At 33.5% G+C, this 22,292-nt stretch carries 21 protein-coding genes and 1 tRNA gene; 19 read left to right on the top strand and 3 right to left on the bottom strand.

Translation table 11 applies throughout. From position 1 onward, the window contains the following. Window positions 1-193: 193 nt before the first annotated feature. From Q1A01_RS13785 to Q1A01_RS13805, 5 genes are all read left to right on the top strand, one after another. A complete protein-coding gene (locus Q1A01_RS13785; protein WP_299681845.1) occupies window positions 194-604 on the top strand; it encodes an Rrf2 family transcriptional regulator in 411 nt (136 codons plus the stop codon). A 50-nt stretch (window positions 605-654) separates the two neighbouring features. Continuing rightward, the gene (locus Q1A01_RS13790; RefSeq protein ID WP_299681847.1) at window positions 655-1,500 is read left to right on the top strand and encodes an alpha/beta hydrolase; all 846 of its coding nucleotides are present in this window, start codon (window positions 655-657) and stop codon (window positions 1,498-1,500) included. A 29-nt stretch (window positions 1,501-1,529) separates the two neighbouring features. Continuing rightward, on the top strand, window positions 1,530-2,408 hold the full coding sequence (locus tag Q1A01_RS13795) for an NmrA family NAD(P)-binding protein (RefSeq protein ID WP_299681850.1): 879 nt from the start codon (window positions 1,530-1,532) through the stop codon (window positions 2,406-2,408). Between the two features lie 173 nt (window positions 2,409-2,581). Beyond that, the gene (locus Q1A01_RS13800; RefSeq protein ID WP_299681889.1) at window positions 2,582-2,944 is read left to right on the top strand and encodes a DUF4440 domain-containing protein; all 363 of its coding nucleotides are present in this window, start codon (window positions 2,582-2,584) and stop codon (window positions 2,942-2,944) included. A 10-nt stretch (window positions 2,945-2,954) separates the two neighbouring features. Next, window positions 2,955-3,341, top strand: a complete 387-nt coding sequence (locus Q1A01_RS13805; RefSeq protein ID WP_299681892.1) for a nuclear transport factor 2 family protein — start codon at window positions 2,955-2,957, stop codon at window positions 3,339-3,341. 221 nt (window positions 3,342-3,562) lie between these two features. Here Q1A01_RS13805 and Q1A01_RS13810 read toward each other — a convergent pair. Both Q1A01_RS13810 and Q1A01_RS13815 read right to left on the bottom strand, forming a co-directional pair. Next, window positions 3,563-3,644: transfer RNA gene (locus Q1A01_RS13810), tRNA-Leu, on the bottom strand. Window positions 3,645-3,734: 90 nt separating this feature from the next. Beyond that, a complete protein-coding gene (locus tag Q1A01_RS13815; protein ID WP_299681895.1) occupies window positions 3,735-4,421 on the bottom strand; it encodes an aspartyl/asparaginyl beta-hydroxylase domain-containing protein in 687 nt (228 codons plus the stop codon). Between the two features lie 68 nt (window positions 4,422-4,489). Between Q1A01_RS13815 and Q1A01_RS13820 the strand changes: the two genes are divergently transcribed. The 7 genes from Q1A01_RS13820 to Q1A01_RS13850 all read left to right on the top strand — a co-directional run bounded on the left by Q1A01_RS13820 (window position 4,490) and on the right by Q1A01_RS13850 (window position 10,647). After that, entirely contained in the window at window positions 4,490-5,881 is a 1,392-nt protein-coding gene (locus tag Q1A01_RS13820) for a dipeptidase (RefSeq protein WP_299681898.1), read from the top strand. 89 nt (window positions 5,882-5,970) lie between these two features. Next, complete coding sequence (locus Q1A01_RS13825; RefSeq protein WP_299681901.1) at window positions 5,971-7,218, top strand: DoxX family protein; 1,248 nt, start codon at window positions 5,971-5,973, stop codon at window positions 7,216-7,218. An 80-nt stretch (window positions 7,219-7,298) separates the two neighbouring features. Next, complete coding sequence (locus Q1A01_RS13830; protein WP_299681904.1) at window positions 7,299-7,826, top strand: hypothetical protein; 528 nt, start codon at window positions 7,299-7,301, stop codon at window positions 7,824-7,826. Window positions 7,827-7,928: 102 nt separating this feature from the next. After that, window positions 7,929-8,816, top strand: a complete 888-nt coding sequence (locus Q1A01_RS13835; RefSeq protein ID WP_299681906.1) for a radical SAM protein — start codon at window positions 7,929-7,931, stop codon at window positions 8,814-8,816. 90 nt (window positions 8,817-8,906) lie between these two features. Then, a complete protein-coding gene (locus Q1A01_RS13840) occupies window positions 8,907-9,467 on the top strand; it encodes a TetR/AcrR family transcriptional regulator (RefSeq protein WP_299681909.1) in 561 nt (186 codons plus the stop codon). 65 nt (window positions 9,468-9,532) lie between these two features. After that, the gene (locus Q1A01_RS13845) at window positions 9,533-10,273 is read left to right on the top strand and encodes an SDR family oxidoreductase (RefSeq protein ID WP_299681912.1); all 741 of its coding nucleotides are present in this window, start codon (window positions 9,533-9,535) and stop codon (window positions 10,271-10,273) included. 68 nt (window positions 10,274-10,341) lie between these two features. Beyond that, entirely contained in the window at window positions 10,342-10,647 is a 306-nt protein-coding gene (locus tag Q1A01_RS13850) for a carboxymuconolactone decarboxylase family protein (protein ID WP_299681915.1), read from the top strand. Window positions 10,648-10,888: 241 nt separating this feature from the next. Here Q1A01_RS13850 and Q1A01_RS13855 read toward each other — a convergent pair whose 3' ends face one another. Beyond that, on the bottom strand, window positions 10,889-11,092 hold the full coding sequence (locus tag Q1A01_RS13855) for a hypothetical protein (protein ID WP_299681918.1): 204 nt from the start codon (window positions 11,090-11,092) through the stop codon (window positions 10,889-10,891). Window positions 11,093-11,234: 142 nt separating this feature from the next. On the opposite strand from Q1A01_RS13855, the gene Q1A01_RS13860 reads away from it, so the two are divergent. The 7 genes from Q1A01_RS13860 (at window position 11,235) to Q1A01_RS13890 (ending at window position 22,275) form a co-directional block, all read left to right on the top strand. After that, entirely contained in the window at window positions 11,235-11,606 is a 372-nt protein-coding gene (locus Q1A01_RS13860) for a BlaI/MecI/CopY family transcriptional regulator (protein ID WP_299681921.1), read from the top strand. Further along, window positions 11,603-15,895 (top strand): M56 family metallopeptidase, encoded by a 4,293-nt coding sequence (locus Q1A01_RS13865; protein ID WP_299681923.1) that lies wholly within the window; start codon window positions 11,603-11,605, stop codon window positions 15,893-15,895. Before Q1A01_RS13860 ends, Q1A01_RS13865 begins: the two co-directional genes overlap by 4 nt. Before the next feature lie 198 nt (window positions 15,896-16,093). After that, window positions 16,094-17,809 carry a serine hydrolase domain-containing protein gene (locus Q1A01_RS13870; RefSeq protein WP_299681926.1) on the top strand — a complete coding sequence of 572 codons (1,716 nt, stop codon included), beginning with the start codon at window positions 16,094-16,096 and terminating at the stop codon, window positions 17,807-17,809. A 44-nt stretch (window positions 17,810-17,853) separates the two neighbouring features. After that, window positions 17,854-19,041 carry a heparan-alpha-glucosaminide N-acetyltransferase domain-containing protein gene (locus Q1A01_RS13875; protein ID WP_299681929.1) on the top strand — a complete coding sequence of 396 codons (1,188 nt, stop codon included), beginning with the start codon at window positions 17,854-17,856 and terminating at the stop codon, window positions 19,039-19,041. 45 nt (window positions 19,042-19,086) lie between these two features. Next, window positions 19,087-20,316: a VCBS repeat-containing protein gene (locus Q1A01_RS13880; RefSeq protein WP_299681932.1), complete on the top strand. Its 1,230-nt coding sequence runs from the start codon at window positions 19,087-19,089 to the stop codon at window positions 20,314-20,316. 9 nt (window positions 20,317-20,325) lie between these two features. Continuing rightward, complete coding sequence (locus Q1A01_RS13885) at window positions 20,326-21,744, top strand: amidohydrolase family protein (RefSeq protein ID WP_299681934.1); 1,419 nt, start codon at window positions 20,326-20,328, stop codon at window positions 21,742-21,744. A 6-nt stretch (window positions 21,745-21,750) separates the two neighbouring features. Further along, window positions 21,751-22,275, top strand: coding sequence for a DinB family protein (locus Q1A01_RS13890; RefSeq protein ID WP_299681936.1), 525 nt, complete (start codon window positions 21,751-21,753; stop codon window positions 22,273-22,275). The last annotated feature ends 17 nt before the right edge of the window (window positions 22,276-22,292 follow it).

Below are 22,292 nucleotides of genomic sequence, written 5' to 3' on the forward strand. Positions count from 1 at the left end.
TCTATCTCACTCATTATAGATACTTTAAAAAGGGATTACTTTTTTCAGCAACTTTTAAATCATTTAATCAAAAAAAGTGATCCTTTTTAAATATCATTTATATATTCCAATAAAAAAATCTATAAAATTTTTGTTACAAATAAATTAAATTGCATATATTTATACTGTAATAAAAAAAATTACATTAAAATACATGGTCAAAAGTAAATTTTCTATATCTCTTCATATAATGACACTCCTAGCTTATTATCCAGGGGAATGGCATTCGTCAGCTAGAATTGCAGAGAGTCTTAATATAAATCCTGTATTAGTACGAAAAGAATTAAAAGCTCTCAAAAACGGCAATCTAATTGAGAGCAAAGAAGGAAAAAATGGAGGTGTGAAATTAGGGAAATCTGCTGAAAATATTTTGTTAGCAGATATTTTTGAAGCAATAAAAGGAAGTAGTCATGTACTAAACCTTTCTAATAACGTACCAGATGTACATTGCAAAATAGGGGGGCAAATTAATGAAAAATTATTATCAATGTTTGATGATATAGATAAAGCTATTGTAGATATTTTAAAATTACAAACACTAGAAGCCTTTAAAAATCAGTTTTAGTTTTTTTTATCTAAAACTGTAACAAAAAAAATAACAGTAAAATTATAAACATGAATAAAACTATTGAAATTGACGGACTCTCTATCTTCTATAGAGAAGCAGGTATACAAAATAAAGAGACCATTTTGTTTTTACATGGAAACCCTACATCATCACATATGTATAAGGAATTAATGAATTTATTAAAGGATAAATACCATGTGATTGCCCCAGACTATCCTGGATTTGGATTTAGTTCTAGACCCTCTATTTCTGAATACGAATATTCTTTTGATTCTATTAGTGATACGATGAATCAATTCATCGACAAACTCAAGCTTACCAATTTTTATCTATTCGTACAAGATTATGGTGGTCCAATAGGATTTCGTATCGCCACAAAACGACCTGAATTAATCAAAGGATTGATCATTCAAAATGCAAATGTTTATGCAGAAGGTTTTGGAGAATGGGCTATGGAAATTGGTGGGTATATTCAAAATAATGATGTAGAAAAAATGAATGCCTACAAAAAGCATTTGGTGAGTTTAGAAGGGCTTAAAGAACAATATATAACAGGAGCTAAAGATGTTAGTTTAATTGATCCTTCTTCATACTATTTAGATTATGCTTTTTTACAACGACCTGGTGTAAAAGAATTATTTCTAACACTCTTCGATAATTATGGAACCAACTTTGAAAAATATAAAGAGTGGCAAAATTATCTAAGAACACATCAACCTCCTACCCTTGTAGTTTGGGGGACTAATGACAAATTTTTCAGCAAACCGGGAGGAGAAGCATATGCAAAAGATTTAAATGATGTTGAATTACATTTTTTTGACGGAGGTCACTTTATGCTAGAAGAATACAGTTCAGAAGTCGCACAACTAATAAAAAAATTCACTTCAAAATAAATCATATTTAACAATTAAAAATTATTAAAATGAAAGTATTTGTAACAGGAGCCACAGGGTTTCAAGGCGGTAATATCGCAGCAGCTTTATTAAAAGAAAATCATCAAGTAACAACATTAAAAAGAGATCCGAACATTGGAATACCAGCAATGAAAGGAATTGAAGTTATAAAAGGAGGATTAGAACATCAAGAGTCTTTAGCAAAAGCTATGAAAGGAGCTCAAGCTGCAGTTTACTCTTTTCCTCTTATTTTTGATATGGGACTCGCACAATCGTATACAAAAAACTTTATAGCCGCAGCAAAACAAGAAAACGTAGAATTAATAATTTTTAATACTACTTTTCATCTATCTAAAGAAGAGACTGGTTTTTTAGCATTAGATATGAAAGTTGCTATTAAAAAATTATTGGATACATCTGGTTTAAAAGTTATCACATTAGCTCCAAATATTTATATTGATAATATTGCAGCTCCATGGTCTATACCTGTTATTTTAGAGCATAAAATCATAGCCTATCCGATTGCACCGAATAAAAAACTACCATGGATTAGTCATTCAGATTTAGCAAAATATGTAGTTAAAGCAATCTCAAAACCAGAATTGGCAGGACAGACACTCCCTATAGGAGGAAATCTTTTATCTGGAAATGAAATTACAGCTGCTATAGCTGCTGAAATAGGGCTAGATTTAAACTTTGCACTTGTTCCTGTAGATGAATTTGAACAGCAATTGACTCCAGGCTTCGGACAACTGGCTGCTAAAGAAATCTCTAATCTTTATAGGTTCGTAGAACAAAACCACAACGAATTTGTTGATAAAGATTTTGACAAAACTAATCAGCTTTTAGAGATTCAGCCACAATCGCTTAACGATTGGGCTCATTCTATAAATTGGAGTTTGTCATAACATAGAATATATTTCATAAAGAAAAATAGATTTGATTATTAATCAACAACTTCTAAATCAAATCTACGGTAAGATTACGTTATAAACTTAGTATAAAAACATATTCCTATTAGAAAGGAAAAAATTTATTATAAATAATGAATAACAATTTAGTAAAAGAAGTACAAAACGCTTTGGATCAATGGCTCGAGGCATTTAACAATAATGATATAGAAGCCTTAATGAATATCTATGATCCAGAAGTTGTTTATGCAAATAGTAACAAACCCATTGAAATAGGAATACCCGTTATCAAAGAGGGTTTCCTCAACAGTTTCGCCATTAAACCGAAGGTATTCTTTAAAGAAGAACAAGCCATTGCTGTGGAAGGTCTAGGATATATAGCAGGCCAGTTTAGATTAATGGGAACCAATCCCGAAGACGGCAGTAACATAGAAGAATCTGGACGTGTTATTGTTATTTTTAGAAAAAATAAAGTTGGACAATGGAAATTAATATTTGACATGGACAATCGACCACCAGACGTAACAATCTAATACAAGTATTATGACACTAAAAAAAGCAATGCGACCAAGAGATGTCGCAAATAAGATTAGCGAATGTATTACTGAAGGCGATATAGATAACATATTGGATTTTTTCCATCCAAATTATGTAATGTCTTTTCCACCAACAGAACCCACTAAATCTGGTTTAGAAACAATAAGACAAAGTTTCCAGCCATTTATAGATGTAAACGCCAAACTCTTAAGTAAGGTTACTGGAGAATTGATTAATGGTGATATTGCTGTACTACAAGCAAATTGGAGTATTATAGATGGACAAGGAAATAAACTAGGAGATGGCTCATCTACAGAAGTTTTAAAACAGAGAGTAGATGGCTCTTGGCAATATTTTATAGATTGTCCTTTAGGGTTGCCTTTTCAGAAATAATATCGTACAAAAACAGCTCACTTTCTCAGAAAGTGTACTGCTTATAAGAAAGATGTGAAAAAAATAGATTATCATATTTATAATCCGGGTCACTTTGCGCTTGAAGAAGATGAAGTAAATTATAAAAATTGTCTAGTCCTAAATAATCTGTATGGATTATTTAGGACTAGACAAATCGAGCAAACAAAAAAACCTCATCATTTCTGATGAGGTTTTCGTTGTACGGGCGGCGAGACTCGAACTCGCACACCGTGAGGCACTAGATCCTAAGTCTAGCGTGTCTACCAATTCCACCACGCCCGCATTTCAATACATCGTTACGCATCTCTTTGTAACGGGGTGCAAATATAAGAATAGTTTTTAATTGCAAAATAATTTTTTAGCAAATTTTAATCAAGAATTTAATATGTTTTGAATTAACTCCTGAGAAATTGCTGTTCCTTGTCGTTGTAGCTCTTCTATAATGCGTTGTTTCTCCTCTTCAGAATAGGATGCTTGTTTATTTTCTTGCTCAAAATCATACCCTAATGTTGAAAATAAGGCATCACTCCATGCGTTTCGTTTACAATCCATGACTAAATGAATTCTATCTGAAGTTCCATTATTCTCAACAGCATGCGGTAAATTAAAATTCCCATACCAACAACTCCCTACCTCCATAGTCACTAATTCCTTATTAATATAAAACCGAACATCTTTATTAGTCATAATAGGCACGTGTACCCTAAACAATCCATCTTCATATCCTAGATCAAGATCTGTATGCTCATGGATACGACTTCCAGGTCTTAGATTCAGTAAACGTATGGCTTCTTTATCACATTCAAACGTGTCTATAATTTCTTTAAAATAAGTACACTTCTCTAGCAAAGGCGTATCAAAAAACTCCCCAGTCAGTGAGAATGCTCTTATATTATCTGTAGCACCATCCATAGATCGAAGTGCAATTATTTTCCAGCTACCATCATAATCGGCAGCATTATAATGTTCGGAAAAGGCAAAAGCTTCACATGTTTTATAATCTTTAAGAAGTTTATCCTCAGTAAAATTAAACGGAAAACGTGCACTAGTAAGGCTCATAAGTGATTCATTTAATACCCTAAATGTAGTTCAATTTTAGTACTTTTAAACAAAAATTAATAATCTACATGGAATCTATAACATCTTATATCCAAGAACACAAACAGCGCTTTATCGACGAGCTTATCGAACTCCTAAAAATCCCTAGTATTAGTGCTGATTCCGCTTTCGCGAAAGCGACCACACAAACCGCCACTGCGGTAGCCGATAGTTTAAAAGCCGCTGGATGTGATACCGTAGAAATATGTGAAACACCAGGATACCCTATTGTATATGCAGATAAAATCATAGATCCTAACCTTCCAACAGTATTGGTATATGGGCATTATGATGTACAACCACCTGATCCATTAGATCTTTGGGATGCTCCGCCTTTTGAGCCAGTTGTAAAAACGACAGATAAACATCCTGACGGCGCTATTTTTGCTCGCGGGGCTTGTGATGATAAAGGGCAAATGTATATGCATGTCAAAGCCATGGAATACATGACTGCCAATGATAAACTACCGTGCAATGTCAAATTTATGATTGAAGGCGAAGAAGAAGTAGGAAGTGTCAATCTTGCTTGGTATGTAGAACGTAATCAAGAAAAACTAGCCAATGATGTGATCCTCATTTCTGATACAGGAATGATCGCCAATGATATTCCTAGTATCACCACAGGACTTCGTGGCCTAAGTTATGTAGAAGTAGAAGTAACTGGTCCAAATCGTGATTTACATAGTGGATTATACGGAGGTGCTGTTGCCAATCCAATTAATATACTCGCTAAAATGATTGCATCTCTTCATGATGAAAACAATCATATCACCGTAAAAGGTTTTTATGATAAAGTAGAAGAGCTTACTGCAGCAGAGCGTGCAAAAATGGGGGAAGCTCCTTTTAGCTTAGATAACTATAAAAAAGCACTAGACATTAATGCGGTGTATGGAGAAAAAGGATATACTACCAATGAACGTAACTCGATACGCCCTACTCTAGATGTAAATGGGATTTGGGGAGGCTATACAGGTGAGGGTGCAAAAACAGTCATTGCAAGTAAAGCTTATGCAAAAATATCAATGCGATTAGTACCTCATCAAGATTGGGAAGAAATTACTGAGTTATTTAAAACGCATTTTGAAAGCATTGCTCCCGAAGGCGTTACTGTAAAAGTAACCCCACATCATGGAGGTCAAGGCTATGTCACACCTATTGACAGTATAGGATATCAAGCCGCCGAAAAAGCGTATGAAAAAACATTTGGAAAAACCCCTATCCCACAACGTAGTGGCGGAAGTATTCCTATTGTTGCTCTTTTTGAAAAAGAATTAAAAAGCAAAACGATTTTAATGGGATTCGGTTTAGATAGTGATGCGATACACTCTCCCAATGAGCACTTTGGTATTTGGAATTATTTAAAAGGTATTGAAACCATACCTTACTTTTATGAGTATTTTACAGCATTAAAAAACGCATAAAAATCACTTTATATAATAGGGAAAGTCCTTTAGGTTGCTGTAAACCTAAAGGACTTTCCCTATTTTAGATGCTAACTAATTGCATCTTTATGATACTATCACATGAGTCAAGAGGGTATTGGTCTCCTATCAGTAAACTTGTATTCAGATTTGTTTGCTTTTATTTCTTAAGTTACATCACTTTTGCCTACTCTGGAGCGCTTTTTTTTGAATCTCTTTTTGTATGGGTTGGGAAAAACATCTTACATACCGAAGGTCGTCTAGAATATTTCTCTACAGGGAGCGGAGATACAACCATGGCATATATCAGTTGGTTTGTGCAAGGTAGCCTCACTATTATGGGTGTATTATTATGGTCTCTTTTTGATCGTAAACGAGCTTCCTATAACCAGCTCTTTTATTGGTTTATAGTTATACTACGCATGTACTTAGTTTTACAACTCTTTATCTATGGGTTTGTAAAAGTATTTAAGGGGCAATTCCCAGGACCTTCTTTAACCCGTTTATTACAACCTATTGGAGAGATGTCTCCCATGGGACTAGCATGGACCTACATGGGACATAGTGAAGGGTTCAATATGTTTGTAGGAGGTATGGAAGTATTAGGAGGCCTCTTATTAATCTCTCGCAAAACAATTACACTAGGAGCTATCGTTACGACAGGAGTGATGTTACAAGTACTTATGATGAATCTGTTTTATGATATTCCTGTGAAGTTATTTTCTGCACATCTGATGGCAATGGCATTTGTGATTTTTGCGGCAGATTGGAAACGATTTAAACAAGTATTTATCAAAAATGAAACAGTCCAAGCTATCAATTATTATGAGGTTTCTGATGACTCTCATTATAGAAAAATCATCTTTTGGAGTAAGATCATTTTAGCGTTATTCTTAATTGGTAGTTTGTCATGGCGAGGATATCAAGGAGAACGCACTTATGGAGATAAAAGAGAAAAACCTGTTCTATATGGTATTTGGGAGACAACTACTTTTATAAAAAACAAGGATACTATGCTTCCTTTAACAACAGACCCTACTCGCTGGAGATATCTAATTATCGATCGTAAAGGACGTGCTACGATACAATTTATGGATGATCAAAAAAAATACATAGCACTTGACGTAGACATCATAAAAGACAAGCTTTCCTTATATGAAAGAGAACGGGAATTAAGTGACAATTTCAACTATACGCATATTAACGATGAATTACATTTAAGTGGAAAGCTTTACGGAGATTCTTTAAAAATTCATTTAAAAGCAAAAGATTTAAGTGAATTTGAATTGATAAATCGCGGTTTTCATTGGGTTAATGAAGTCCCCTATAATAGATAAATTGTAGTGTGTTCAAAAATTAAAGCCTGTAACATTCCTGATCATTAGTATACAGATATTTTAAAACACAAAACTTTTATATGAATAAACTATTGACCAGACTCAACCTTCTTAAAACAACTACTATTGAACTTCTTACAGAAAAGTATAATTTCATTTCTATCGTAAATTCCAATATTGATCAAAGTGATTTAGGCTATTTTTCTGATATGGGAGATGTTTTTTCTTCAAGTAAAGCTGAGTATAAAGGTCATATCAATTCTTATGGTTTTAAATTAAAGAAAAAACGAAAGTTTTTTGATTACAATATGAATTTTGCTAAAGCAGAAGGACGTTTTAGTCAACAAGGCGACACTTTAAAAATTAATGTAGAAATCAATGGTTTTTCAAATCAAATGGCTCCCTTTTTCATAATGGTACCACTATTCTATATTTTCTTTATTGTTATGGCATTACAGGATAGCTTTGAAGCATCTATGATTGCTATTCCATTTTTACTACTACATGGACTATTTATGTTAGGAATCCCTTATTTTATAATGCGACGATCTGTAAAGCGTATGAAGTATGAATTAGAAAGAGATTTTTATTTTATGATTAAAAAATAATATTTTTCTTTATACGCTTTCGCGAAAGCGAACTCAACAATACTCAAAACGTAGCCAACTGGTTTCGGAAAAAAGTAGCTATTGGATTAGAAAGACATCAGTATGCCAAGGGAAATTGAAATCAAATCAGTACTTAATAAGACTAAACGTCGTGACACGTGGTTTCTGGATGATTACACCGTAAATTTATATAGCAGTTGTTCTTTTAATTGTTTGTATTGTTATATCCGAGGAAGTAAATACGGAACCAATTTAGAGACAAGCCTCTCTATAAAAACAAATGCGATTGAGGTCTTAGATAGACAACTTTTTAATAGAGCAAAAAAAGAACAATACGGAATCATTGTGCTGTCTTCTGCCACAGATCCTTATTTACAAATCGAAAAAAAATACGAACTCACTAGACAAGCTTTAGAAATCATTGCAAAGTATAAATTCCCTGTTCATGTGATTACAAAATCGGATATGATAGCTAGAGATTATGACTTATTACATCACATTGATAAAAATGCAATACTTCCAAATGATTTAAAAAATGATTTAGGCCGTGGTACCATTATATCCTATTCTTTTTCTACATTGGATGATCAAGTAGCTCGTATTTTTGAGCCAGGTGCTACACCACCATCCCTACGATTACAAAGTTTAAAAAACACAATACAAGAAGGCTTTTTATCTGGAGTAAGTTTGATGCCACTACTACCTTTTATCTCAGATACTACCGCGCATCTTGATCTATTATTTTCTACTTTTAAAGAAGCTAATGCACATTATATGTTACCTGCTACACTTACCGTATTTGGAGAAGGAAAAGCAGCTAGCAAAACATTAATGCTTCAAGCTATACAAAAACATTACCCAGAACTTTCACCAAAATATCAGAAATATTTTCAATATGGCTCGGAAATGCCCGCTTATTACAAAGCTGCTTTTGCAAAAAAAATGAAAGAACTTGCTACACAGTATGAAATAAAATCATCCATTTTGTAAGGATTAAAAAAAGGAACTGACTATTAAAAGTGAACAGACTTGTCTGTTTTTAAAAAATTAGTATATATTTGCAGTATCAAATTAAAATAGATGAAACATAATCTTGTCAGACAAACTATTATAGAAACAGCTTCTCGCTTATTTTACGAGAAGGGTTATAATCTGACAGGTATCAATGAAATTATCAAAGAAGCAGGTATTGCTAAAGCCACGCTTTATAATCACTTTAGATCTAAAGAAGAGATTTGTATTGCCTATCTACAATACAAAGATCAATTATTCTTTGAGCAGTTAAAACCATTTATTGCAACCTATACACCTGGAAAAAATCAGCTTGTTGCTTTATTTGATTTTCTAGCAGCATTTTATAATCAAAATGATTTTAATGGATGTTGGTGTTTAAATACAATTTCTGAAATTCCTAAAGAAAATAAAGAAATCCGAGTTGTAATTCAGAATGGAAAAGAAACACTTATCAACTATATAGAAGGACTCTTAGCTGGCATTCCTGAACTTACAGAAGCAGATCAAAAAGTATATGCAAAGCAAATATATGTGCTTTATGAAGGAGGGCTTTCAGAAAGTCATTTGCATCAAGAAATATGGCCTATTGAAACAGCTCGTGGGCTTTGTGAAAAACTAATAGCATAAAAAAAATTTATCAATAAAAAGACAGACTTGTCTGTCTATAATTTAAACTTTAAAATAAATAAACAATGGAAAACAACAAAACAGCATTAGTCATCGGAGGTACCAGTGGTATCGGTCTCGCAACAGTAGAAAATTTACTAAATGAAGGTGTAACAGTACATATTGCAGGTCGCACACCTAGCAAAGTAGCAGATGCGCCTAATCTTGTAAAGCATCAATTAGATATTACAGATACTGCTGCAGTACAAAACTTTACCAATGAACTTTCAAATTGGGATAACCTAGACTATCTAGTAAATGCATCAGGTATTTTTGGACCAAAAGCGTTTTTAGATCATACACAAGAAGATTATGATTCATACCAAGACTTAAATAGAGGTTTCTTTTTTATCACACAAGCTGCTGCTAAAAAAATGAAAGATACACAAGGAGGTGCTATTGTAAATGTAGGATCTATGTGGGCAAAGCAAGCTGTAAAAGCAACACCTTCTTCAGCATATTCTATGCAAAAAGCAGGATTACACTCACTAACACAACACTTAGCCATGGAACTTGCTGATGATAATATTAGAGTAAATGCAGTATCTCCAGCTGTTGTATCTACTCCAGTATATCATGGTGTTTTTGGAGGAAAAGAAGAAGCAGAAAAAGCATTAGAAGGTTTTCACGGTTTCCATCCTATAGGACGTAATGGTACGCCTCAAGACGTAGCCGATAGTATTACATTCCTACTTTCTGACAAAGCTTCTTGGGTAACGGGTGCTATTTGGGACATTGATGGTGGTGTACGCGCAGGACGTAATTAATTTTCACTCTATTAAGGGCAATACAGATTTTCAGTATTGCCCATACTTTAATTTAAAAATAGATTTTTATGTATGATATGAATCACCTAAAGAAGTTAGGTACATTAGGAAAAAATGCCGAACAAGCTATGAAAGCTTTTCAACAATTAGATCAAGCTGCACTTGCTGATGGCGCTATTCCAAAAAAATATAAGGAGTTAATAGCCATTGCTGTTGCACTCACCACACAATGTCCATACTGTTTGGAAATTCACAAAAAACACGCAATCGATGCTGGAGCAACACAAGAAGAACTTTCTGAAGTTACTTTTGTAGCAGCTGTATTACGAGCAGGAGCTGCAGTAGTTCATGGTACGCACTTAATGAACAATTAATACCGTTTACATATCAAAATGTAAATGATAATGCATTGCCATACGTATTTAAACATTACCCCATTTTATCAAAAACTTCATTATAACCAATACACTCGTGTGTATAATGAAACTTTATGGGTAATCAGTTGCTATTTAAGATATTAATGGTGGTGTATGTGCAAGACGTACTTAATTTTCACTCTATTAGTACTTATTTTAAAGGTCTTCTAATTAGAAGACCTTTTCTTACTTTTACTAATTATCCTCCTAATCCATTTTGATTAAATTCACCATCACCTACATAAAATTCATTAGAAATATTTTTAACATTCGGATATAATAATCCTCCAAAAGTGAATGGTGCATTTACCTGATTTGATTCTGCTATTCTATCAATAGTACTCCCCCCGAAAACAGTATTACTATACTCTAACTGATACTTTTTCAATTTACTTAATTTCATAATTCTTTTTTTAATTAATTTTTTTTATCTCAAAACTTTACAACAAAAAACACGCTATTTTTTGTTAAATTATTGCTCTACAAATGTAGAATTAAAAATTTATTCTACATTTGTAGAGTTAATTCTAAAAATGTAGAAAGAAATGGCATTATCTGCTTCAGAAGAACAACTCATGCAACTCCTTTGGAAACAAGAACGTGCATTTATGAAAGACCTCATAGATGCATACCCTGATCCAAAGCCTGCTACCACGACTATAGCTACCTTACTAAAAAGAATGCAGGATAAGAATTTTGTAGACTACAAACAGTATGGACGTTCTAGGGAATATTTTCCATTGGTAAAGAAGACAGACTACTTTTCTAAACACGTAAACGGACTTATTAAAAATTTCTTTAATGACTCTGCTTCTCAATTTGCTTCTTTCTTTACACAAGAAACTGATCTAAGTGAGCAAGAATTGGAAGAGTTAAGAGGTATTATAGACCATCAACTTAAAAAGAAAAAGCAATGATTCTGACATATCTTATAAAAAGCACCTTGTGTCTTGCGGTTTTATTTGGGTTTTATAAAATCGTATTAGAAGCAAAAGCGCTCCATCATTTTAAACGGTATTATTTACTAGCCAGTCTTATTTTTTCATTAACGATACCATTAATAAAATTTACATATACTACTACAGAGGCACCGCAAGAGATTTGGATAGGTGAATTTGCTCAAGCTTGGGATCAAACCGCTTTACCTGCACAATCTTTACCTGTAGAAGAAAAAACAAGTTATCTTCCTTATATACTATGGGCCATATATGGATTAGGAACACTCATTTTTGGAGGGCGTTTTCTCTTAAATTTAATTCGCTTAAAGCGAAAAATAACAAATGCAGAAACCCATAATCATAGAGAGTTTACGTTAGCACTCTTACAGCAGTCTATTGTTCCACACTCTTTTTTGAAATATATTTTTCTTTCGCGAAAGCGGTATGAGAATAAAGAAATACCAACAGAAGTAATTGCGCATGAAGCTACACATGTACGTCAAAAGCATTCTTTAGATATCTTATTTATAGAATTTTTACAAGTGGTATTTTGGTTTAATCCGTTGTTTTGGATGACTAAAAAATCCATTACACTAAATCATGAATTCCTAGCAGACCAAGGGGCAATTCAAGAAGAACACGACATTTATCAATACCAACATATACTCTTAAACTATGCCAGTAGTGCTCATCACACTACCCTTGAGAGTCCATTTAATTATTCATCAACAAAAAAACGAATTCTTATGTTATCACAATCATTTAATCGAAAGCGACTCGCAATAAGTGCGCTACTACTCATTCCCATTATTGCAGGCTGTGTACTGGTCTTTAATCAAGGAATTATTGCACAACCAAATAACGATCTTGCTATTGAAGGACATTGGATAGACCATGCTAATGAAAATCAAGACGTATTTATCTATGAAGAGGATGGAACACTTTGGTGGGATCAGAAAGTTGTAAAAGCCCCTATCACAGTTAAAGATGGAAATTATTTTTTACCATCTGGCAATTTACCTGATAGCGAATTATGGGAGTTATCTATAGCAGATAATGGATTTTTAAAGTTAGGTGACAGCACTTATTTTACACCGCCAGAAGACACCGTAAGTTATCGTATTGATGGTATTTGGTCAACACCAGATGGTGAAACTAAGTATCATTTTATCACCAAAAATGGAGGTCCAACCTGTGATGTTATTAATACAACTACAAACAAAAGCACACGTTATTACCCAAAACTTATTGATAACGGAATGACGTTTACAATGGGGTATGATTGGTATACATTTACATTTGATAACGGTAAACTTACGATGCAAGATGGTATTGAACTTAAACGTATTGAAAACCATTCTGTGTATAAAACTCATACAACAAATGAGGATGTAAATTATCTAAGTATTAAAATTATAGATAATGATAATTATACAATCAATGACATTCCAGCAACAAATGCTACGTTAATGACAGTACTGGAAAGCTTTAATACAAATAATACAAAAGAAGAAAGACAACAGCTTATTAATGCAACAATTTCAGAACCAAAACCAGAGCAACAAGATCAAGTAGACTTACTACATAAAGTTCTTTATGAATACGGTGTTAAAGAAGTACAAGTGTATATGGGTAACATTTTTCCAAACACTACCCTTGAAAACTCTTTAAAAGAAAAACATCCAACAAAGCAAGATCTTAAAAGATGGTTAGACACAAATCAATATGGCATATGGATAAACGGAGTAAAAGTTAGCAATGAAGTGTTAACTGCATATCAACCAAATGATATACCATATTTTACAGAAAGCACTCTAGAGAAAAATGCTATAAACTATGGAGAGTATGATATACAAGTAAATCTAATGACAAACACCTATTGGAGAGAAAAGGGAGGATATCCAGAAGGGCATAAAGAATATCTAAAAAAGTTTTTGGAAAAAAATCAAGAAGAAAAAAATAGTTACAATGCTAAAAATATCACATTAGAAATAGTAGAAGATGGCACATATCTTATCAATGGAATAGCTGCCACAGAAGAAAATTTTTCTGAAGTATTACATACGTTTAATACAAACCTTACCAAAGAAGAACGCCAAAATCAAGTAACAGTAACTATTACAGCTCCTGAAAAAGTTAATGTAGATCAAATTAAAAAACTTAGAAACAAACTTTTAACTTATGGTGTACACCAGATTCAAATTCCTGGAGGACTTATTGTTCCTAATAGTACTTCAAAAGCATCTTTAGAGCCTACACATCCTACCTATGAACATTTGGTAAAATGGCAAAATACAGATTTATATACCCTATTACTTGACAATAAAGTGTTGAATAATAATAAAATTCTTGAGTATCATCCTAATGACCTTATGTACTTCAAAGAAAAACCTCTTCAAGGAAATAAGATGATAGTCGTTTTATGGACCAATCCATATTGGCAAGAAAAACGTGGTGTAGGATTTCCTTCTGCATATAGTGTAAATTTAAATACAACAGAGGGTGTGGTTTTAAAACCTGTAAATCAACAACAAACCTCACAAAAACAGCATATTGAAAAAGAGGCATTTGAAGCTATGTATAACCAAACAAAGCAAAACTACGCTAAAGAATTTGTAGAAGGCGCCGAAAGAAATGGAGAAAAAGGGCTGGTTATTGAAATAAAAAAGAACACCGTTCGTGTAAATGGAAAGCCTTCATCGGTAGCAACACTACGTAGAGATATTGATGCCATTACTAGAGATTGGTCAGCAACAGACTATACAGAAGCATTCCCTTCTACACTCGTTAAAAATCCAGAGAAGGGTTTTGTTAAAAAACTAAATGAAGAATTCTTAAAAACCAATTTTTCAAAAGCAAATGGAGGCATGGATTTAGTACCACCACCTCCGCCACCACCACTAGCACCAGGAGCTCCAAAAGTACAATTACCACCACCGCCTCCACCGCCAAGTGTAGAAGATCATCTTAAAGGCATGAATGATATAGGAGGGGTATTTTATTATGAAGACAAGCAAGTTACTTTTGAGAAAGCAATACGTCTTGTAAAAGAAAATAAAAACCTCAACGTACAAACAAGACATCCTTACACAAATGCTCCTAAAACCTATATTTCTGCAAAACCTATCGTAGTAGAAACTCAGGAGCAAAGCAAAAAACCCGTCACTAAAAAAGACATTAGTGTTTACAATAAACTTGCAAAGAAGTATGGCAAAAACCCTGAAGGGGAAATACTAAATTCTGAAGTGGCTTTTATGTATGAGATTTATAGCAGAATGACAAAAACACAAAAGAAAAATGCTGAACCGTATCCTGCGCTTCCGCCGCCACCGCCACCGGCTCCAGTCCCAGCTCCAGCTCCAGTTAAAACAAAAAAAGAGGGAGCACCTACTCCTAATAAGGGAAATCAACTTGTTTCCACACAGAAAATATTAGGAATGCAAACTGTTCAAGAACAAACAACTGCACATTTAAATAAAGGAGGTATTTTTATCCTCAACGGCAAAACAGCCTCCAAAAAAGAAGTTGTCGATTTTTATACATCTGTAACAACGCAACCTTCTCGCATTCGTATAGATAAGAAAGCAAATCCACCTGTTATGTATGTAAACAATATCCCTAAAGACATGGCATATACAACTATGACTCAAAAGGATATTCAAGCATATAATGAACTTGCAAAAAAGTATCGAGAAAACCCTACTACTAAAATAAAAAAAAACGAAGTTCGGAAACTATATTACGTATATGTTAATATGACTCAAGAACAGCGTGCTATTGCCGAGCCTTATCCAATAATATCTTCGCAACATCAAAAAGAAAAGAGACAACCATTAGTAGGAGTAAAAGGTCTTTCTTTAGATGACAAAAATTCTTTTGACACTTCTATAATAGATGCATCTCAAAATAATGTTATTGCAAATGCTCGTTACTATTACAATCACAAACACATTTCTGTTGCTGAAGCACAAAAACTTATAAATACGAATCCTTCTATCAAGCAAAGAACAAAGCCTTCTAAAACATTTGACAAGCCTCTTGTTTTCTTGTACACAACAGATCTCTTTGAACCTACTCCTAGACCAACAAGTGTAAACATAGTTGATCATATTAAAGTATCCAATAGACATCAATCACAATTTTACTTCGAAAATGAAAAAATCACCTATCAAGAAGCACTTAAACTTGTTAGAAAAAATCGTTCATTACAAGTAATCACAACAATAAACAAAGAAGACAAATACCAAACTAAAATATCTAAAGCTTAACCCTTTTAGATAAAATCAATTTATCAAATTAAGCATGACCTATCAAATAGGTCGTGCTTTTTTTATAACCTATTAATATTAACTTACAAGAATGCATTCACTTACGTTTTTATATATTTACATAGAATGGCTCTATCACTAAGACTAATCATCTTATTGAGCTTAATAGCTATCATCTAAAACATCAAATTATTCATCATGAAAATCAAGTCCATCTTTCTTTCTGTTTTTTTTGTATTCGCTTTCGCGAAAGCGGTCTCAGGACAAATAAAAACATTTCCTACACACAATAAAATCACTCCAGAACTTGCTGCACAAGTGGATGCTATATTTGCAGACACTGATAAGCCTGATCATCCTGGAGCAGCGCTAGGTATCTTTAAAGATGGAGAGATCATCTATGCAAAAGGATATGGATATGCAAATTTAGAATATGACATTCCTATCTCATCAACCTCTGTATTTAGGATTGCCTCTACCTCAAAACAATTTACAGCAGCCTGTATTGTGTTACTTGCTCAACAACAAAAACTGTCTTTAGACACAACATTAGACACCTTCTTTCCTGCATTTCCTAACTATGCAAAAACAATTACGGTAAGACACCTCCTTAATCACACTAGTGGTATACGTGATTATTTGACACTTGCATCTTTGAGTGGTTTAGGTGACGAAGATTTTTATACAGATCAAGATGTTATGAAATGGCTTATACATCAAGAAGAGCTTAATTTTAAACCTGGTGATGAGCATTTATATAGTAATTCTGGATACTGGTTACTTGGACAAATTGTTCAGAAAGTGACAGGAACATCTATGGCAGATTATGCTCAGAAAGAGATCTTCAAACCTTTAGGAATGAATAACACCCATTTTCATAATGATTATACGGCTATTGTAAAAAACCGTGCTTCAGGATATTCTCCTACACAAGACGGGGATTTCCAAATTAGTATGACCACACTTAATATGATAGGTGATGGAGGAATCTTTACAACTATAGAAGATTTAAAGAAATGGGATGATGCATATTACAGATCTACCGTTCTTACTCAAGATTTCTGGAAAACAATGACAACCACAACAATACTCAATGACGGAACAACTAATGAGTATGCGTCAGGTCTTGAGGTAGGTATATATGATGGTCATAAAATCATAAGTCATGGCGGAGCCTTTGTAGGGTTCCGTGCACAGAAATTTCAATTTCCTGATAAACATTTTACTGTTGTTGTCCTTGCAAATCGAGGTGATGCAAACCCTAATGATCTTGCTTCTAAAGTAACAGACCTATTTTTAGATCCTATTGAAACATCCGCCAGTAATGAACGTATAGATACTGCTACGCTTACTTCTGCTTTCGCGAAAGCAAAACCTATAAAAATCCCAACAACCGATCTTAAAAAACTAGAAGGATCTTATTGGAACGCGGACTCAAAAACAAGCAGAAAGCTTACCTTACTTAATGATACATTGAGTTATGATCGTGGAAATGGAAGAATCACAAAAATGGAACCTATCTCAAAAAATACGTTTAGATGGATAGGTCCTAATATTCCTATAAAACTCACCATAGATAATCCAAATACGCCTTCAGGTTTTACATTAGAGATTCCAGGACAGGGCATTTTTAATTATCAAAAGTATACACCTATAACACAACTTACTTCAGAACAAATACAACGCTATGAAGGTGATTATTACAGTAAAGAACTTGATGTTACCTACACCTTCAAAAATGAAAATAACCAATTAACTTTATATGTAAATGGAGAAAACTTTTCCTCAGTAGTACCAATCAAAAAAAACGTATTTAGTGTATTTGGATTTATAATATTTGATTTCACAGAAGACCAACAAGCATTTAGGACCTCTGCTGGACGCGTTCAGAACTTGCGTTTTGTAAAAAAATAAGTGACTATATAATACATATCTTTTTATAATTAAATAAACCATTCATGACCCAAGTATCTTCAAAACGCATCGAATCTATAGATATTTTGAGAGGTTTAGTGATGATTATTATGGTACTAGATCATGTACGTGATTATTTTCATATCAATGCATTTGCTGGAAACTACCCTGAAAATTTAGAATCAACACATCTTGTATTATATTTTACCCGTTTTATAACGCATTACTGCGCACCAGTGTTTGTATTTCTAGCTGGGACTTCGGCATACTTATATGGGCAAAAGAACGGCACAAAAGCACTTTCAAAATTTCTAATTACTCGAGGTATTTGGCTTATTATAGTTGAGATTATAATCAATAACTTCTTATGGTGGTTTGACATTAGCTATGGGATGATTAATCTTCAAGTCATTTGGGCGATTGGTTTCTGTATGATTATTTTAGGACTACTCATTCATCTTCCTAAAAAAATACTACTTACACTTGGTTTTCTGATTGTACTAGGTCATAATATGCTAGATAGTATTCATATTCCAGGAGAAAGCCTGCTATCTATCATATGGAAAATACTTCATGAATTGAGTTGTGTTTCTATAGGGGAAGCACGCTTATTATGTTTTTCATATCCTGTTCTTCCATGGATAGGTGTCATTATTTTAGGGTATTCTTTTGGATATTTCTACAAGAAGGGTACTTCTATAGATACCAGAAAAAAATGGTTGCTTATTTTAGGTATTTCATCTATTACACTCTTTTTTATTTTACGAACTTTCAATCTTTACGGGGATAGTATGTTATGGTCTGAACAGGAATCATTTTCAAAGACGATAATCTCTTATTTTATCCTCTCAAAATATCCACCATCTCTATTATTTTTACTAGTCACATTGGGTCCTTCATTACTATTTCTATATATAATAGAAAACATCAAAAATAGCGTGACTAACTTCTTAATAGTCTTTGGAAGAGTCCCTTTCTTCTTTTATGTCATACATGTTTTTGTTGTACACGTAGGTGCGGTAGTAGGTCTTCTCATAACAGGTAAAGACTGGCGAATTATGATTCTAAACAATGAAACCATGAGTTCTGGAGCACTTTCTGGATATGGATACTCCCTAGGGATTGTGTATCTTGTGTGGATCACTATAATCATAGTATTGTATCCCATTTGTAAATGGTTTATGAAATACAAAGCAACACACAAAGGAATTTGGTGGCTTAGTTATATATGACATGTAAAATTCATTTTCTTTAAAAAACATCATCCAATTACCCTTATGAAATATATCATTTATAATATCCTATTGTTGATTCCTTTAACTTCTTTTTCACAAGAGAATCTTAATAATCGACCCTTTTCATTTACAGAAAAATTAACCGAAATTATTCCTGTGGGTGATTCTGCAAATGTGTTTTTTGATGTGGACAATGATTGTGATCTAGATTTATTAATTACTGGATGGACAAACCTACTAGAAGATTTTGAAGTAACGACAAAAATATATTTAAACGATGGAAAAGGGAATTTTAAAGAAGATCATCAAAATAAATTTAGAGGTGTAGAATATGGTGCTGTAGATATAGCTGATATCGATAATGACAATGACTTAGATATTGTTATTGCAGGTTCTGCCAAAGGAAATTATAAATTAGGCGTAGACACTGAAATAATTACAAAAATATACAAAAACACTGATGGTATTTTTAAAGAAGATACAACTCAAAAATTCCCTGGCATTTTATGGGGGAAAGTGAAATTTATAGATATTAATAATGATTTTAGTAAAGATTTATTACTATTTGGGGATGGCATATCAAAAATTTACCTTAATGATTCTAAAGGAATATTTTCACCTATTGAGAACATGCCTTTCAAAGAATTAGAACAATGTTCTATAGCCGTTTTTGACATTGATAATGATCAAGATAAAGACATCATCCTACAAGGTCAAGATCCCAATGAATATAAAGTATCCGTCTCAGTATATCAAAATAATACAAAATCCTATACGGAAGTTAGCCATAAAATAATTCCTTTAGCACAAGGAGATATCTATCAAGCAGATATAAATAACGATGGGAATCCTGACATCTTAATGACAGGTTATGTTTTTGGAGACGGTGTACCTTATTCTAATAGGTTAAAAATATACACTAGTGACGGAAAAGGAAATTTCACTCTAAAAAACACAGATGTTGTTGCTTATAATGAAGGGCGTATTGTTCTCTTTGATATTGACAAAGATCAAGATCTCGATCTTATGATAAGTGGTGAAAGGAGATTTGGCGATACTGATGAAAACGTAAAAGCAACAGATTTGTATCTTAATGATAGTCATGGAACCTTTACATTACATACTAAAAACATATTACCAGGTCTAGAAAGTCACTCCTTAACAGGTTGTGATATAGATAACGATGGCGATATGGATTTTTTACTAACAGGATATAGCATCGATGGAAATCAAACGCCTACGAGTGAATTATATATCAACACGTCTAACTAAACTATAAATATGAAACTAAACTATATCTATTTCTTCATATTCCTGAGCACTTTAAATATACACGCACAACAGTTTTCTGCTACCGTACAACGTTTTATTACGGTAGATGACACTCATTTTGCGATCACTAATGTCACCGTAATTGACGGCACAGGAAATGCCATTAAAGAAAATCAAACCATTGTCATAAAAGATCAACGTATTGAAGCGTTAGGAGATACGACTTCTATGACACTTCCTAGTGACCTTAAACAGATTGATGGCACAGGAAAAACAGTAATTCCAGGGCTTGTAATGTTACACGAGCATATGTTTTATACCAAGCCTTTTGAAGAGTGGTTTAGTGTAGGGCAAATGACTTTCACATTTCCTAGGCTCTATTTAGCTGGAGGTGTCACTTCTATGCGAACAGGCGGAAGCATCCAACCACAAACTGATTTAAATGTCAAAAAATGGATTGAGGAAGGAAAAATGACAGGCCCTAAAATGCATATTACAGGACCTTTTATAGAACGTGAAGGCCCACGTGTTCCTGAATTAGGTTTTATAGGAAATACTGAAGAGGTTTCTAAAATTGTAAATTATTGGGCAGATAAAGGGGTTACCTCTTTCAAAGTTTATAATAATATTACAAAAGAAGATCTTAGAATTTGTGTCGCCGAAGCACATAAACGTGGCCTTAAAGTCACGGGACATTTATGTTCTATTACTTATGAAGAAGCTTCAGAAATAGGTATTGATAATCTGGAACATGGTTTTATGGCTTCTAGTGATTTTCTAGATGGAAAAGAAGAAAACAAATGTGACCCTTTTGGATCTAGAAGTGCTTTGATACGCGAGCCAGAAGATGGAGAAAACATCGAAAAACTCATTGATTTATTGATTAAAAACAAAACAGTAATCACAACAACACCTAATGTTTTTGAGCCCTACACCAATCACGAAGTAGTGCCCGGAGGTGGTTTAGAAGCATTAATACCACAAATACAAGAACGCTTACAATCAGGGTATGACAGAGCGCAAGGCAGGGATGATATTTCTGCAAAACTGTATCATAAAAATTTAGCTTGGATCAAAAAATTCTACGATAAAGGTGGGTTTCTTGTTGCAGGAACAGACCCTACAGGAGCTGGGCGTACCGTTGCAGGTTATGCCAATCAGCGTACGGTAGAGATTCTCGTAGAGGCTGGATTTACATTGGTAGATGCTATCAAAATATGCACACTTGATGGTGCTACATTTTTAGAAGAAGACAAAGAAGTAGGAAGTATTGCTGTAGGTAAAAAGGCAGATGTATTACTCATAGATGGAGACCTTAGAACAACCATTAAAAACATCAGAAAACTAGAAACTGTTTTTAAAGACGGTATTGGTTTTGACTCTCAAAAACTCTTCGAATCTGTAAAAGGGAAAGTAGGCTTAAACTAAATAACCATGGCATTTCAATTAGAAAAAATTATTCCCATTTTAGAACGTACTCCTAGTATTCTAAAAACATTTTTAGAAAATTTAGATCCTGACTGGATGCATCAACATGAAGGAGAAAACACTTGGAGTCCATATGATATTATTGGGCACCTCATTCATGGAGAGAAAACAGATTGGATTCCGCGTACAAAGCAAATTTTAGATAGCACATATACAGATGCATTTGAACCCTTTGATCGTTTTGCTCAATTTGAAAATAGCAAAGGAAAAACCTTAGAAATGTTGTTAGAGGAATTTATGGTATTAAGAGCTGAAAACATCGACATCTTAAAAAGCCTTGCGCTCACCCAAGAAGGCCTTACTAAAAAGGGAAGACATCCTGAATTAGGAACCGTCACGTTAAAAAACCTACTGGCAGCTTGGACGATTCATGATCTTAGTCATATCAATCAGATCACGAGAGTAATGGCAAAAGATTTAAAAAATGATGTAGGTCCTTGGGAAACTTATCTAACAGTTATAAAATCATAAATACAACCTGTTGTACA

Origin of the sequence: uncultured Dokdonia sp. (assembly GCF_947492815.1) — a bacterium.
Classification (GTDB): domain Bacteria; phylum Bacteroidota; class Bacteroidia; order Flavobacteriales; family Flavobacteriaceae; genus Dokdonia.